Annotated in this window: 12 protein-coding genes; 5 read left to right on the forward strand and 7 right to left on the reverse strand. The window is 49.2% G+C overall.

What is annotated here, in order from left to right:
- The 4 genes from L2082_RS13620 to galU form a co-directional block, all read right to left on the reverse strand.
- Window positions 1-277: hypothetical protein (locus tag L2082_RS13620; protein WP_446011854.1), on the reverse strand; the 277-nt coding region annotated here is incomplete at its 3' end.
- An 85-nt stretch (window positions 278-362) separates the two neighbouring features.
- Entirely contained in the window at window positions 363-2,252 is a 1,890-nt protein-coding gene (locus tag L2082_RS13625) for a DNA topoisomerase IV subunit B (RefSeq protein WP_446011855.1), read from the reverse strand.
- A gap of 789 nt (window positions 2,253-3,041) precedes the next feature.
- On the reverse strand, window positions 3,042-5,570 hold the full coding sequence (gene priA / locus L2082_RS13630) for a primosomal protein N' (protein ID WP_446008481.1): 2,529 nt from the start codon (window positions 5,568-5,570) through the stop codon (window positions 3,042-3,044).
- 27 nt (window positions 5,571-5,597) lie between these two features.
- Entirely contained in the window at window positions 5,598-6,488 is an 891-nt protein-coding gene (galU, locus tag L2082_RS13635) for a UTP--glucose-1-phosphate uridylyltransferase GalU (protein ID WP_446008480.1), read from the reverse strand.
- 368 nt (window positions 6,489-6,856) lie between these two features.
- On the opposite strand from galU, the gene L2082_RS13640 reads away from it, so the two are divergent.
- The 4 genes from L2082_RS13640 (at window position 6,857) to L2082_RS13655 (ending at window position 12,082) form a co-directional block, all read left to right on the forward strand.
- Entirely contained in the window at window positions 6,857-6,997 is a 141-nt protein-coding gene (locus L2082_RS13640) for a hypothetical protein (RefSeq protein ID WP_446008479.1), read from the forward strand.
- Window positions 6,998-7,176: 179 nt separating this feature from the next.
- Window positions 7,177-7,989, forward strand: a complete 813-nt coding sequence (gene proC, locus L2082_RS13645) for a pyrroline-5-carboxylate reductase (protein WP_446008478.1) — start codon at window positions 7,177-7,179, stop codon at window positions 7,987-7,989.
- A gap of 5 nt (window positions 7,990-7,994) precedes the next feature.
- Window positions 7,995-8,849 carry an NAD(+)/NADH kinase gene (locus L2082_RS13650; RefSeq protein WP_446008477.1) on the forward strand — a complete coding sequence of 285 codons (855 nt, stop codon included), beginning with the start codon at window positions 7,995-7,997 and terminating at the stop codon, window positions 8,847-8,849.
- Window positions 8,850-8,875: 26 nt separating this feature from the next.
- Window positions 8,876-12,082 (forward strand): DUF5714 domain-containing protein, encoded by a 3,207-nt coding sequence (locus tag L2082_RS13655; protein WP_446008476.1) that lies wholly within the window; start codon window positions 8,876-8,878, stop codon window positions 12,080-12,082.
- Here L2082_RS13655 and L2082_RS13660 read toward each other — a convergent pair.
- From L2082_RS13660 to L2082_RS13670, 3 genes are all read right to left on the reverse strand, one after another.
- Entirely contained in the window at window positions 12,064-12,786 is a 723-nt protein-coding gene (locus L2082_RS13660) for a hypothetical protein (protein ID WP_446008475.1), read from the reverse strand. The two genes, L2082_RS13655 and L2082_RS13660, sit on opposite strands and share 19 nt — an antisense overlap.
- A 14-nt stretch (window positions 12,787-12,800) precedes the next feature.
- Window positions 12,801-13,859 (reverse strand): aminoglycoside phosphotransferase family protein, encoded by a 1,059-nt coding sequence (locus tag L2082_RS13665; protein ID WP_446008474.1) that lies wholly within the window; start codon window positions 13,857-13,859, stop codon window positions 12,801-12,803.
- Between the two features lie 161 nt (window positions 13,860-14,020).
- Complete coding sequence (locus tag L2082_RS13670; RefSeq protein ID WP_446008473.1) at window positions 14,021-14,218, reverse strand: hypothetical protein; 198 nt, start codon at window positions 14,216-14,218, stop codon at window positions 14,021-14,023.
- A 199-nt stretch (window positions 14,219-14,417) separates the two neighbouring features.
- Between L2082_RS13670 and L2082_RS13675 the strand changes: the two genes are divergently transcribed.
- Entirely contained in the window at window positions 14,418-16,169 is a 1,752-nt protein-coding gene (locus L2082_RS13675; protein ID WP_446008472.1) for an SUMF1/EgtB/PvdO family nonheme iron enzyme, read from the forward strand.
- Window positions 16,170-16,183 lie beyond the last annotated feature (14 nt).

Genomic DNA, 16,183 nt, shown 5'->3' on the forward strand with positions numbered 1-16,183 from the left:
ATTCCAGAAGAAACTCCCTGAGCGTCCGTTTCTCCCGAGTCATTTTGAAGTAAAATGGGGCGACTTTATACTCCGGCTTGAAAAAGACCGTGTTCACCAGCCGATCCAGGAGTACGGTCTTGCCGATCCTGCGCGGCGCGATCAGAGCCGTGCTTGATGAACCCATGCGTTGAATCGCGGCCACCCATTGATCCAGCTCGCGCAACAGCTCCACCCGGTCAGTGAATTCATCCTCATGGACCATCTCTTCCACGGGCCATATTTTTATATCCGACATGCTCTCTTCCTTTCTCCTGCGTATTCAGGGTATCCAAGCTTCCATACAGGCGGCATTGTATCTGACCCGCTGTGCGGCGGCAACCTCAGACCGGACGCAACACCAGGTGATCCATAATATACTGACGACGATCCGGGGTGTTTTTTCCCATGTAGAATTTAAGCACCTCGCTGACTTTTGAGAGATTATCCAGCCGTACCGGGCGAATCCGCATGTCAGGGCCAATGAATTGCTTGAATTCCGGTGGTGAGATTTCGCCAAGACCTTTAAAGCGGGTAACCTCCACTGAAGCAGCTTTCCCTCTCCCTTTTAACGAGCTGATCGCCTGTTCCTTTTCCTGGTCAGAATAGCAATAGATAGTCTGTTTTTTGTTCCTGGCCCGAAAGATAGGGGTCTCCAGGATATAGACATGGCCGAGCTTGATCAATGGCTCAAAATAATGGAGAAAGAAGGTGAGGAGCAGGTTGCGGATATGGAGTCCGTCCACGTCTGCATCTGTGGCCAGGATGATCTTATCAAAGCGCAGGTCAGCAATGGAGTCCTCGACATTGAGTCCCCGCATCAGCGAATACATCTCATCGTTTTTATAGAGCAGGTCAAGCCGTTGCCCAAAGACATTCATGGGCTTTCCTTTCAGGGAAAAGACTGCCTGGGTCATGGGATCACGGGAAGAGACAATGGAGCCGGCAGCAGACTGTCCCTCAGTGATAAAAACCATATTCTCCTTGCCCTTGTTCGAGGGTTTGTGCCGGGAAGGATGGTATTTGCAATCCTTGAGCTGGGGTATCTTGAAGGCAACCTTTTTGGCCTTGGCTTTGGCCTCTTTGCGTACAGATTGTAACTCTTTGCGAATCCGCTCATTACGCTGGATCTTGTCCATAAAGCGTTCTGTGCTGTCTGGATACTTGTACAGATAGGTGGCCACAGCGTCCCGGACCGCATTGACAATCCAGCTCTTTATATCAGTATTACCCAACTTGTTCTTGGTCTGCGACTCAAACACCGGTTCCTGCACCTTAACAGCAAGGGTTCCGACAATCCCGTCCCGCACATCCTTTCCTGTGTATTTCTTGTCTGAGAACTCATTCACGCCCTTGAGGATTCCTTCACGAAAGGCAGAAAGGTGAGTGCCTCCTTCGGACGTATAGGTGCCGTTGACAAAGGAATAATAGGTCTCGCTATAATCGTCTGTGTGAGTGAAGGCGAACTCCAGAGCATTTTCAGAGGACTGAATGGGCGGGTAGATGCCCTTATCGCCCAGCTCTTTTTCCAGCAGATCAAGGAGGCCCTTGCTGGAATGGTATTTTTTCTGTGCAGGGGTGTTGCTCTCTGTCTCTTCTGCATCCTCTGGTTGTTTCTGGGAAGGCGGGGCTTCCAGATACAGGGTTAAACCCGCATTCAGATAGGCATAACGCCATAACCGTTGATCAACATAATCCAGGTCAAAAGTGTAATGGGGAAAGGAGCTGGTATCTGGTAGAAACTCAATCAGGGTGCCGTCTTTTTCTTCTGTTGTTCCTTCTTCCTCATGGAGTAAGGTTCCCTGCGCAAAGACAGCCTTTTTGAACCGGCCCTGGCGAAAGGCACAGACTGTGAATTGTTCAGAAAGGGCATTCACGGCCTTGGTGCCCACCCCATTCAGGCCCACAGAAAACTGAAAGACATCAGTGTTGTATTTGGCTCCGGTGTTAATCACAGAGACACATTCCACCACCTTGCCCAGAGGGATGCCTCTTCCGTAGTCGCGAACCTGGCATTGCCCATTCTCTTTGATAGCAATATCAACCTGTTTGCCGTATCCCATTATATACTCATCCACGGCATTATCAATCACCTCTTTGAGCAGGATATAGATACCATCATCAGGGTCAGAGCCATTACCGAGCCGGCCAATGTACATGCCTGGACGTTTACGGATATGCTCCAGCGAGCTGAGGGTCTTTATTTTTGATTCGTCGTATTGATGTTCTGACACGGGATTTGCCACAGGGGGAAGAAGAAATTGTTTTATGGGTCTCAGGTATTTTTTTTACGATAGGGGCGAGTGTAACCTATCAGAGGAGTACAAGTCAAAGAATACTGTAAGGAACCAGGGAAGAATGATTTTCTTTTCTAAGCAACATGACGTATACATCACTGTTACTTTGATAGTTTACCCCGGTCACAAGGCCGGGGGAGGGTATTCTCTATCATCTATGGGATATGGCGAGAAAATGTATATTTTTTACCCTTTCTGTTTCTGGCTAAGGATAAAACTTACTCATCTTTGAATGTTAATGGGAAGAATGTTTTATTGGCAAAGATTCTCTTTCCTGTTTAGGGCAGTTATTACAAGAAATTATAAGAGAACGGGTAAAGTGTAAAAAAGTGGCATGAATATAGCAAATATAATTACAAAATGACGTGATGCGAAAAGAGCAGGCAGGATAAGCGGTGGCTATAACAAAGACAACAGGGTTCTGGATAAATATTTTTTATTTCCCCCTTTTTTATATATAGCATAGGGTGCGGTACCCTATCCCCGGCAGGTTTACTCCTCCTTTTTTTCCTGCCGGGGGATTTTAGCCCGCTTGCTTTACAACATAAGTTCAACCCTGTGTCCCGGTAGGTTTACTCCTCCTTTTTTCCCTGCCGGGGCATGTATTTGAAACAAGGTTCAACCCGATACCCTGGTAGGTTTACTCCTCCTTTTTTTTCCTATCAGGGTATTTTTTATAGTTGGACAGGACACCCCGCTTCGGGGTGTTTCTTTTTTTTGTACTGATTACAGCATATTCTCCGGATCCACATCAATTGCTATCCTGACTCCCTGCCTGCAAAAACGTTTTTTCTCCTCTAAAAACAGATCACAAAGCTTGTGAAGCAATTCCAGCCGATTACTTTTAAGCAATAATTGCCAGCGAAAGCGTTTCTTTATCATAGACAAGGGCGCAGGAGCAGGTCCCAGAATTTCCACATCACTTCTTTGTTTTTTTTGTGCGGTCATTTGAGAACGAAAAAAGGAGGTTACAGCCTTTGCTGTTGTTCTGACGACTTCTTCCTGCTTCCCGCTCAAGCGAATATTTACCAGCCTGCCAAACGGTGGATAGGCAAGTGCCTGACGGAGTTCTTTTTCCTGTCGATATAGGTCTCTATATGCGTGAGATTGAGCATATTCAATCACATAGTGTTGCGGCTGATGGGTCTGAATGATAACTTTGCCAGGATGTTGCCCACGCCCTGCTCTGCCGGTCACCTGGGCCAACAGCTGGTAGGATCGCTCTGCTGCCTTATAATCGGGAATTCCTAACCCGCTATCTGCCCATACAACTCCTACTAAGGTCATTGCTGGAAAATGAAGTCCTTTTGCGACCATCTGGGTGCCCACCAGAATGTCTACTTCATGATTACGTACCTGCTCTAAGATATCAAGATAGGCATTGCGGTTTCTGGTGGTATCACTGTCCAGACGGATAACACGGGCACTGGGAAAGAGTTGGCGCACTTCCTGCTCAATCCGTTCAGAACCAGCTCCCAGGCCAACAACCGAACCAGAGCCGCAGTCCGGGCAAACAAGATTCGGGGTTGTTGAATAGCCGCAGTAATGACAGAGCAAACGATTATCTCTCTGATGATGTGTGAGAGAAACCTTACAGTGACGACATTGGATGATATATCCGCAATCCCGGCACAGCATAAAGGCAGCATAGCCCCGACGATTGACAAAAAGAAGACTTTGTTGTTTTTTTTCCAGATTTTCCTGCAAGGCAGTGAAAAGTTGCTCGGAAAAAAAAGTGCTTTTTCTTTTCTCCTGCTTTTCCCTGAGATCAACAATATCCACTTCAGGCATTACCTGATCATGAATCCGTTTGCTCATGGTAAGCAGGCAATACTTGCCCTGTTCTGCGTGATAAAAACTGGTCACAGAGGGAGTTGCTGAGGCGAGCAAAACCGGGCAGTCAGCAAATTTTGCCCGCAGCACAGCCATGTCTCTGCCATTATAGCGAAGGCCGTCATCTTGTTTATAGGCGGGTTCATGCTCTTCATCAACAATGATCAGGCCAGGAGCAGCAAGCGGGGCAAAGACTGCGGAACGAGCCCCGATAACAATACGCACTTTTCCCTGAAGAATCCGTTGCCATTGATCAAAGCGTTCCCCCTTGGAAATACCGCTGTGCAGAATAGCCAGAGTATCGCCAAAACGGGAGTAAAAATGTCCTTCCAGTTGGGAAGACAGAGCGATCTCTGGAACCAGGATAAGCACAGTTTTTTCCTGTTTCAGGCAGTGTTCTGTTGCACGCAGATAAACCTCGGTCTTTCCGCAGCCAGTCACGCCATGGAGAAGAAAAGGTTGAAAACCACCTGTGTCAAGAGCAGGAATTATCTTGCTGATAACCTGCTCTTGTTCCAGGGTGAGGCGTTCTGGTTTGGGAAAAAAAGGCGGAACCTTACCAAAAGGATTCCGATAAATCCGCTGTTGTTCAAGGGTGATCAGCCCTTGCTCTGCAAGACTGTGCAAGGCATTGCCAGCACCGGAATATTGGCGGGTCAGTTCAGCACGAGGCAGGACTGAGCGACCTTTGCTCTGATGAAAAAAGAGGTCTAAGGTTTTTTGTTCAGATTTTTTCAATCCCTCTACAAGGGGAGGATGGGCAAGGGTCGGGAGGGAATCCTCTGAATCTTCTCGTAGGCTCTGAAATAGACTTTGAAATTTTTCCTCAAGCGCACTATTGAGCCTGACCACAGTTTCTTTCTTTTCTCTTGTCAACGGTCTGACAATAACCTCTTTTATCTCAATCCAGCCTTTTTTTTGCCATGTTTGGACAAGGGGTTGCATGGCTGATTTATTTCGTATGGTTCTGACAGTTCCTGGTAACAGTTTGCCGTTCGTCAATAAGCGATCCATCCAGGCAGTACGCTTTTTTACATGGGTGAGAGCTGCTGGCAGATATTCACGACCAGATTCAGTCAGGTTGATTTCGTGCCCTGAGCTGGCCTTGAGCCCTGATGGCAGGGCCGTTTGAATGACCTCGCCCAGCGGGTGATGGTAATAATCAGCAACCCATTGGAAAAAATGTATGAGCTGTTCCGGGAAAAGAGGGGCAGGATCAAGTCGTTCCAGGATGGGCTTAATCTGATATGAAACATCTGGAGAGGGTGCCGGGGAGGTCAGGACATAGCCGGTGACCAAGCGGTTTCCCAATGGAACCAAGACCCGAAGGCCAAGGGGCAGGGGAGTTGTACAATCAAGAGGTTGCGCGTAGGTCAGAGTGCCGTAAAGAGGAGCGGCGACAGCAACCTCATACACAGTCATACGGATTGTGTCGCCAATATTTTATTATTATGATTTAAGGCAGGTTTTGTGATCACAGATGGAAGCCAAATGATCACGCAAAGGTTCGCCAAGAGTGGGATGATCCAAAGCAATATCAATAATGGCCTTGAGATAGCCCAGCTTGTCGCCAGCATCATAACGTTTTCCCTCAAATTCATAGGCATACATACCGCGTTGATCAGCAAGGGCCTGGAGGGCATCAGTCAACTGGATTTCACCGCCATGACCGGGGCTGGTTTTTCCCAGGGCATCAAAGACCTCCGGCATCAGAAGATAGCGGCCAATAATGGCCATGTCAGATTGAGAGGTACCAGGTGCTGGTTTTTCCACCATCTGTTTCACCTTAACGGTGCGGTCTATATTGGTCTTTTCTCCCTCAACAATGCCGTATTGATTGGTCTGTTCCATAGGGACTCGCTGAATAGCGACAACAGATTCATTAACTTTTTCATACAGATCAATCATTTGTTGGCAACACGGTGTTTGGCTGCGGACAAGGTCGTCTCCCAGCAGGACCAGAAAAGGCTCGTCGCCTACAACTTTGCGGGCCATCCAAATAGCATGGCCCAAGCCGAGAGGTTCTTTCTGACGAACAGACACAACATCAATAAGGGAAGAAGTCTGTTCCAGCTCCTCCCGTAATGCATGCTTGTTTTTTTCTTTAAGCATGGTGTCCAGCTCGTAATTATAGTCAAAATGATTTTCTATAGCTGATTTTCCTGCTGAGGTAATCAGAATCACCTCTTCGATTCCTGAGTTCACCACTTCTTCGACAATATACTGGATCGTTGGACGATCAACTATGGTGAGCATCTCTTTAGGAATAGCCTTGGTTGCGGGTAGAAACCTTGTGCCAAGTCCGGCAACAGGGATAACGGCTTTGCGAATTTTCTTCATTCTTCTCCTTCCTATAAGTTAACAGACAAACCTTTCTTTTTGAAGGCAGGAAGGTTTGCTCAATTATTGATGCGTGTTCTGCAGAGTAACCCAGTAGTACTTCTTCCCAATTGACGTGAATTTACCAGTACATCAATATCTGACTGAAAGATTAGAGTAAATTCAACAGTTGCATATTAATAGTCTTGGGCGTTTTTTTCAAGGTGAAAGAAAGCCGGAAAGGTTTTTCGGTGTTACGTTGGTAGCCAGCTGACCCAGACTCACACTGTACAGGAAAAAATCGTCCTGTACGAGGAGAATCCATTGCTGTAACTGGAAAAAACCTTCCCGAAGCGGCAGAAATCATCCTGTAACCGGAGAAAAAGATTTTGGAGCAGGCAAAACTCCTTTTGCAGCAGGTAAAAGTCCTGCTGGAGCGGGATAAAATCATTCTGCAGTGGGAGAAAATGTTCCTGCAGCAGGAAAAAACGGCACTGCAGCACTGCAGCGACCTGACGGGGCATTACTGAAAGATGATTTGCAAGATGATTTTTTTTCATATACTGGTATGATGACGAAAAGAAATACAAGGTTACAGGGGTATCCCTGTTCCTGCTGCATTGTTTAAAAAGGACTTTATTTCAAGACCATCCTCTTCTTACAAGCAGATGGTTTATTGATTTGTATCTTTGGGAAACGAGGAGAAACTATGAAGGAAACATTATCTATAGGCATGGTTGGTGGTGGCCAGATGGGAGAGGCCCTGATTCGTGGCATGATAGAGTCAGATCTGATTGCATCGGAAAATATTAGCGTGGCTGAGCCCATGGGGCGACGACGGGAGTATCTGGAAAAAACGTATGGGATTAATGGGGTGGAGAGTCCGGCAGAGCTGACCGGAAAGAGTCAGGTGATTCTTTTGGCTGTAAAACCGCAGATTATGGAACCGGTGTTGCGTCAGTACAGTGCCCAACTTACGAAAGAACACCTGCTTATTTCCATTGCTGCTGGTATTCCTCTGAGCTGTATAGAACAACTTGCCGGGGAACACCTCCGCATCATTCGGGTGATGCCCAATACTCCAGCCTTGGTGCTGGCCGGTGCCTCAGCCATGAGCGGTAATCAGAATATCCGTCAGGAAGATATGGAGATTGCCCAGCAGATCTTTTCCGCTGTGGGCATTTGCATTGAAGTGCCAGAGAATCTCCTTGATGCGGTAACCGGCCTGAGTGGTTCCGGCCCAGGCTATGTATTTACCTTTCTTGAGGCCATGATTGATGGCGGAGTACTGGCTGGTTTACCCCGCCCCGTGGCTGAAGAGCTTGCTGTACAGACCCTGTATGGTTCTGCCAAACTGGCTATGGAAACCAAGGAACCAGCTGCTGTGCTTAAGGGCAGGGTGACCTCACCAGGTGGTACCACGATCACCGGGATCCAGGCCCTGGAGGAAGGAGGCTTGCGAGGAACTGTCATGACTGCCGTGGAGGCAGCAACAGAGCGCTCTAAGGCCTTGGGGCAATAAAGTTTATGTATATTCGCTATGTCGGGATCATCATCCGTAAAGACTCGCCAGATGTGCTCAGTGTGGGCCAGGAACTGGCTGATTGGTACCGAATGCGTGCAATAAAGGCGGATCTGGATCAGATTGATCCAGACATGGATATACTGACTATTCTGGGGGGTGATGGGACCTTGTTGCATGTGGCAGCCCAGGCAGCACAGTATGGTATCCCGGTGGTTGGTATTAATCTCGGCAACCTGGGCTTTCTTACTGAGGTCGTTGCCGGAGAGATGTATCAGGCCCTGGAAGAGATCCTGAACAACGGAATCACCATTGAGGAGCGGATGATGCTCCGGGCTGAGTTGCTGGACGAACATGGTGCTTCTGTTGGCCCTTCTCTCTTTGCCCTGAACGAGGTGGTCATTGTCAAAGGAAGCACTGAACCTGTGATGCGGCTTGGCTGTTGGGCAGATCGGGAATACATCACCACCTATAAGGCAGATGGTTTGATTATTTCCACACCCACTGGTTCCACAGCCTATAATCTCTCTGCTGGCGGCCCTATTGCTCATGCAGAACTATGCACCCTTCTTGTCACACCTATTTGCCCTTTTATGCTGGAATCCCGTCCGGTTTTGCTGTCTCCCAGAACCAGGGTGACAGCCCAGCTTGCCCCACCTTCAACCAATGTCAAGATCATGGTGGATGGTCGTCTTGGGTGGACCATGCGGGCCAATAATTTTCTTTCCATTGAAGCAGCGAATAAACCGCTGCGCCTGATTAGTTCACCGCATAAGGGCTATTTTGATATCCTGCGCAATAAACTCAACTGGGGTGGACGTGATTCTGGACATCCGCTGCCTGATGCTATTATGGCCTGAATTTTGAAGATATGGGAGTTGATTACATGACCATGCAATGGGTTACACGACTGCACCGAATTGAACATGCCGGAATGCCGGTCTACATTGATCAGGACAAACCAGACTGGTTTGTCCCTTCCAGCCGTGCTGATGCGCTGCTCAGGGCCTGTCAGCAGCATGATACGCAGGCAGTTGCTGTGGCAGCATTTTGTCATCACCACTGCTGTAATGGAGACCTGGAACAGGCAGAACAAGCTGGTCGTGATTTGCGACGCTTAGAGTATCTGTTGGATCAAGGGAAACCAGAATTCTATCAAGGGCGGAGCCATCATCTGCACTTGGGGCCTTTAAAGGAAATTTGGTTGCATCTCACAGACACCTGTAATATCTCCTGTGTTCACTGTCTTTTTGCTGCCTCTCCCAATAAGAAAGAAAGTATGACTGAGGATTGTCTCCAGGAGGCTATTGAACAGGCAACAGCCCTGGGCAGTCATCTCTTTTATTTCACCGGTGGTGAACCCTTTGTCTATCCTGATTTTTGTCGGATCATTAAATATGTCCTGGAACAGGATCCGGCCCATCATGTGGCGATCCTGACCAATGGGCTGCTGTTAGAAAAGCATCTTGCTGAACTCATGGCAATGGACCATGAGCGGATTCATCTCCAGGTCAGTCTGGATGGTCTGGAAAAGGAACATGACTTTCTTCGGGGCAAGGATACCTATAACAGGCTGTGCGATAATCTTGAAGCTGCTGTTCAGGCAGGATTAGCCTTTACTGTTTCAGTGGCAGTGAACAACGATAATGTGGGGCAATTGGATGCAATTGCTCGTCAGGCCCATGCCCTGGGTGCAGCCGGGCTTCATCTGATGTATCATTTTGTCCGGGGCAAGGGAACCTCTGCCCAGTTTGTCCCAAAGGTTCGTTTGTTTTTCCAGATTATGAAGGCTGCTCAGGTCTGCGAGGAGTTGGGTCTGAAGATTGATAACCTGGAGGCTATCAAGGCACAGGTTTTTGCTGTGCCTGGTTCCCGTTTTGACCTGACCAATATGGCCTGGGAATCTTTGGCTGTGGCACCTGATGGGACTCTCTATCCTTCTCCGGCTCTGATCAGGGTGGATGAGCTTGCCTGTGGTCATTTGGATCAGGGATTAGCCGAGGTCTGGCAAAACAACTCCATGCTCAAGGAAATCCGTTCTGTCAGCCTCAAAGATGCTGAGGATTGGCAGGATCGGCCCCTATCATTTATTACCGGTGGTGGTGATCCCGATCATTCCTGGGTGAGCGGTCATAACCTGGTTGGTCATGATCCGTATATTGATTTATACGAACAGCTTGTTTTGCAGCTCATCACAGATCAGGCAGCACAATATCCTGATCAGGGCCTGTTTCGGCTACGCATGGGCGATGTGCGTCATGATTGCCCGGACACGGAAAACGGCTCTGATGGTTCTGTCGGGCTGACCCATTGTAATTGCCTGATCTCTCTGGCTGACCAGGATGGGCATTCCTCAGTACGGGAATTTTACAGTGCTGCTGCCCAGCAGGCGAACAGAGATATTGTCAATCCCTTTCACCCGGTTGCGGGTTTAGGAAATTACATCCCGGAGGAGGCGAAAGAGAAATCCTACGGTTGCGGCAGTCCGGTCAAGGATGCAGCGCCTCAACCAGGGGAAACCGTGGTGGATCTGGGGTCGGGAAGCGGAGTGGAATGCTTTCTTGCTGCTGCTGAGGTTGGTGCGGCAGGCAAGGTATACGGCATTGATATGACTGATGCCATGCTGGAGCTGGCCCACAAATCCAGGCAGGCTGTGGTGAATGATCTGGGCTATGACAATATTGAATTCCGCAAAGGGTATCTGGAGGCCATCCCTCTGCCTGACGAGAGCGCAGATGTGGTGATCTCTAACTGCGTGATCAATCTCAGCCCGGATAAGCGCAGAACCTATCTGGAGATTATGCGGGTTCTCAAGCCGGGTGGACGGCTGGTGGTTGCTGATGTGGTCAGTGATGAGCCGGTTTCAGCGGCCATTAAAAACAGCACCAAGTACCGGGGCGAATGTCTGGGCGGGGCCATGCAACAGGATGATCTTGTTGTGATGCTGGAAGACTGCGGTTTTTCCTCGGTCTATCTTCATAAACGTTTCCCCTATCGGGAGGTGGATGGGCATCGTTTTTATTCATTGACCTACGAGGCGGGCAAAGCAGAATCAACTGATAAGCAAGAAGAAAAGGTACGTTGCCTTTTTCGAGGCCCTGCATTCTCGTTGGAAACACCCTTGGGGCTGCGCCTGGAGCGTGGCCGGATCAGCGAACTTACCCGTCGGGAAGCAGAACAGCTGGGTGAGCAGGTTTTCCTTCTTGATGAGGCGGGGGCTGTAGCTAATATTGACCAGGAACCCTGTTGCTGCGATATATCACCGGAAGAGGTCGGGCAAAACGATTCATCTGGAGGCGGAAGTGGTTCTCTTCTCCGTCATATGAGCGGTTGTGCAGTTTGCGGGGAAGAATTGGTTTATCACAGTGACAGCGCCACAGCAGCGAGCTGCTATTTCTGTGACCGTGCAACCATGACTCCGTGCATTTGCACTGTAGGCCATTATGTCTGTGACAGCTGCCATCAACAGGAAGGACTTGAGGTCATCCGTTCAGTTTGTCTGAACACCCGGGAAAAGGATATGATCACCCTGATGAATCGTATCCGCAATCATCCTGCATTACCCATGCACGGGCCGGAACACCATGCCTTGGTACCTGGAGTGATTTTGGCGGCCTTTCGTAATAATGGTGCTGCTATCAATCAGGATATTATTGCTACTGGTATTGATCGGGGCAGTAAAGTACCTGGAGGAGTCTGCGGTTTTTGGGGCTGCTGTGGAGCTGCTGTGGGGGCCGGGATTGCAGCTGCCCTGATTGTAGAATCAACCCCGATAAAAGCAGGTGAACGTCAGCAAGCTCAGGCCTTTACTGCTGAAATCCTGGCTGAAATTTCAAAGGTTAAGGGTGGGCGATGCTGCCAGCGGGAGACATGGGTGGCCTTGACCCAGTCCTCACGGCTGTCTCAGGAATTTTTTGGTCTTTCCCTGCCAGCAGAGGGTTCACTCCATTGTCATCAATACGAGAAAAACCAGGAGTGCGCCTATAGGGCTTGCCCGCTTTGGGAGACAAGGGATTGGAACGAAAGGGGCCAGAAAAAAGAGCAGCAAGGACAAGATCTCCGCCCGATTCAACCTTATCTCTTCTCCACATGAATGGTCAGGTACTGACCTTCCTGGGACCGCAGGATAGCATCACCGGCCTCTGCTGCGATCTTATCATGTCCCCGGATTTCCGAGGGCGGGAAAACGACCGTCACCTTTTTGCCTGTAGAGAGGCGCTCAATGGTGATACGTTTTTCTTTAATGGTTGTGTCCAGTTCAAGAAATTTTTTATCTGTGTAGCCCTGCATAAAGAAGTCGTAGACCAGAGAAGTGCAGAGCGCAGCACCGTGGGTGATTTTAAAATCGCCTTTTACTGGTGTAGCCTCCTTGTAGAGAAGAGGCAGGGCAACCTTCAGCGCTTTATAGGCCCGTGCAGAACCGGGGCAGAGATAACCGTCCGCCTCAATTAGTTCGGTAAAATTATATGCCTTGGTTACACCCTTATCCAGCACGGTAATCGCCGGGAGGGTCTTCTGCCATTCCGTGGGTTCCCATCCCCAGATTGATTCGCCGGATTGACGCATTTTTTCCTGCATCATCTTCCGCATCTTAAAGCGGAACATATATCCTTTTTCCTCATCGCTCAACCCATTATTCTGACGGAGATTGTCTGCTGTCTTCCTCAGCGTAGTGGTTTCCATTATTTTCTCCCGCTGCTGTTCCACAGGTGAAAGGCTGTCCTGGGCATGAACCTGGACAAGAGGCGAAAAAAGGAAGACAGAACAAGCGATAATGCGATAAAAATATTTGTTCATGGCAAGGCGGCGGTTCAGGTTGATGGTTGATTTTCCAGTTTATCCGCACATCGGCGGCTGAGTGATTTGAGATAAGGGTATTCCGCTGTGGCTGTTTTGGCAAGCAGGGTTTGCAGGCTGTGCAGGGCTGGGCTGAGATATTGCCGGAAAAAAGGTTTGTTCTGTTGCTGGCTGAGAAAGGCAAAGGCCCCCAGGATCTGGAGGTTGCGTTGCAGGGCCAGGAGCAGATATTCCTGGTGAAACTTTTCCCGATCATAAGAGAGTAGACCGGTCAGGGTATCAAGATACTGTTCCAGCAATTCCTCCTGGATTGAGGCGGGCAAGGCAGCATAGGGGTCAATGAGCAGGGAAGCCAGGTCATAGGCCAGAGGCCCTAGGCGACCTGCCTGATAATCAATAAAGCGAACCCTGCCCTGTAGGATCATGATATTGCGGCTCTGGAAATCCCGGTGGAGGAAAAAGGTTGCTTTGGCCTGGGCAGCCTTATCTGCCAGGGCCTGAAAGTCCTGTGCTATTTTTTTCGTATCAATTTCCAGCTCAAGAAAATCCTGGCATAAGGCTCGAAGAAAATATCCAGACTCCCGTTTCAGCATAAGAGTGCGGTCATAGCGTGGCGTCTCCCAGCACCAGGCAGGATCAAAGCTTTTGCTGGCTTGTACCTGCATCCGGGCGAGTTCGGTTACGACCTGGCGATAGCATTGCATAACCTGTTCTGCATCACGCCATTTTTTTTCCACCAGATCATGCAGTCGTTGTTCTCCCAGATCCTCACAGACCAATAGACCTGTCTCTTCCTCAAAATTGTACAGCTCCGGGACCGGCGCACCTGCGTCAAAGAGGTGCCTGCCGATATGCCAGCCGGAAATGGCCTCTTGCAGTCCGGCAGTATCATCAGGGGGTGGGGCAATAGCCACAGCCTTTCTCCCGTCTTTATGCTCAATCCGGCAAAACCGCCGCAGGGAACCATCCGGGGTCAGAGGGGTGATGGTTATTGTATCCTGCGACCATGTGTCGCCTGCATTGTCCGAGGTGTTGAGGAGTTGGCAGGCTTGTTGTATGACGTTTTTGTCCATGAGGTTGCTGATACCCCGAAAGGGTTATATTTATCCAGCTCGGGGTAACACCCCGAGTATCTTGGTTTGTCATGTTTCCCAGGGTGTTACCCTGGGCTTGATAGATATTGCCCTTTCAGGGCATTGGGTTTGGAAGTATTTTTAAAAGACGTGCTGGGAAATTAGTCTCGGAGTTCCCTCTGATATTCAACACCATCCACAGGCCATTCCAGTTGACCGGCAAATTGCATGATGTTAGCAGGCTGAGGATTGTCGGGTTTCTCTTCGATGATTTTAATTTTATTTCTCGGTAATCCCCTCAGCATGGAGAGGATTATTCCATAGATACTGTTATCTATTTGTAGGTGAAGTGTTTTCATGATGCGCCCCTTTTTGCAGATTGTTTACAGCCTTGCGGGCTGAAAAATGGAGGCGAGAAGGTATCAATATATGATGATTATCGCCACTCTTGCCATAATATGATACTGTTCTTCCATTTGTGCTACAAGAGATATTTTGTGTACGCATTGGTGGTGGATATCGGAGTTTCACCGTTGAAATGATTGCAGGAGGAAAAGAATGGCGTTGGAAGTACTCACTTTTGTTAAAGCATCCTGGCTAAAGCCCCTGTGGAAGCAGTTGGGCCGGATGACCGGGGAACGGAAAAAGGAGCTTGATCGTTTACGGGACGAGTTTGTTGACCCGGAGTTGCTTCGGGATCTGTATATTGAGCCCTATTTTCAGGATCGTAATCCAGCAGATGCCCATCAGGATGACTTGATTTCAGCGGCCCAGCAGCCTGCCTTTGAGCGAATCAACGGCTTTTTTCGTGGTGATTTGCCTTTGGAGAAGGATGGTCGCCATCAGATGTTTATCCTTTCTGATGCGGGCATGGGCAAGACTTCTCTGCTGCTCATGATCAAGCTCATGCACCTGACCAGCTTTTGGCCCAGGGGGTATAATTGCGCTCTGTTCAAGCTGGGGGCAGATACTCTGAACCGAGTGCAGGCCCTGCCGAATAAGGGTGAGACCGTGCTCCTGCTGGATGCTCTGGATGAAGATCCCAAGGCATGGAAACGGATTCGGGAACGGCTGCTGGAGCTTTTGCAGGCCAGTGAGGATTTTCGGCGGGTGGTTATCTCCAGCCGGACCCAGTTTTTCCCGGAAATGGAACCGGACCGGTTGGGTCGTCCAGAGATCAAGGTGCTGGCTGGCTATCATTGCCCGGTGCTCTATCTTTCGCCTTTTACGGATGAGCAGGTGAAGGAGTTCATTGAGAGGAAGTTACCCCTGCGCTGGTATCATTTCAGTTTTCAATATGGACGAGTAAAAAAAGAGCGGGAAAAGGCCAGCTGCCTGCTGGGACATATGCAAGATCTGCGCATGCGGCCCATGCTCTTGCAGCATATTGACAAATTGCTTTCAGCGGAGTGCAAGCAGGAATGGAATGCCTACACGGTTTACGAGGCCTTGCTCGATGAGTGGCTGGACCGGGAAGTGCGTAAACTGCGGAAGTGGGGTGGACGACGGATGCCTGGGCGCAAGGAACTCTTTTTGGCTTGCCTGCGGATTGCGGAGTGGATGCAGCGGCAGGGAACCCGGATTATCTCTGAGGAGGCCCTGAAGAAACTGATTGGTGAGGACGCGAATATTGCTTGGCTGGAGAAATTTGAGCTGGGTGGTCGTTCGTTGCTGAATCGTAATTCGGATCGGGCCTTTCGCTTCAGTCATTATACGATTCAGGAGTTTTTGTTGGCTTGGGGTGTGGTGCATGAGCAGCTTGTTGGTGAGGAGCCGTTGCGGGCTACGGACCAGTTGACCCGTTTTGTCGATCTTGCTGATGGAATACTTTGTCATGTTGATCATCTTGATTTTTGTGATATTGATCCGCAAGGGTACGTAGAAAGGTACAATGCTTCCTGGCCGATACAGGATCAATTGAAGAATGGAAAGCCTGGGCCAAAAATGATGCTCCTGCCCGGAGGGCGTTTCCGCATGGGGGATATCCAGGGAAAAGGAGGAAAGGATGAACGACCGGTCCATGAGGTAAAATTGAACAGCTTTGCCATAGGTCGTTATCCGGTGACCTTTGAGGAATATGATGCCTTTTGCCTTGCCACAGGGCGTAATAAGGCAAATGATGAAGGTTGGGGTGGGGGACAACGACCGGTGGTTAATGTCAGTTGGGAGGATGCTCAGGAGTATTGCCAATGGTTAACCCAAGTTCGTAGGATTTGTGCTCAAAACACGAAAAAAAGTCCTTTTTGGGGCCTTGCTCCTCTTTCAAATATCTGTAATTACTCATCACAGATTTTCGGATTCTTAATGTAGTGCCAGAGAGTGCG

The sequence above is a fragment of the Candidatus Electrothrix sp. genome, from assembly GCF_052785085.1.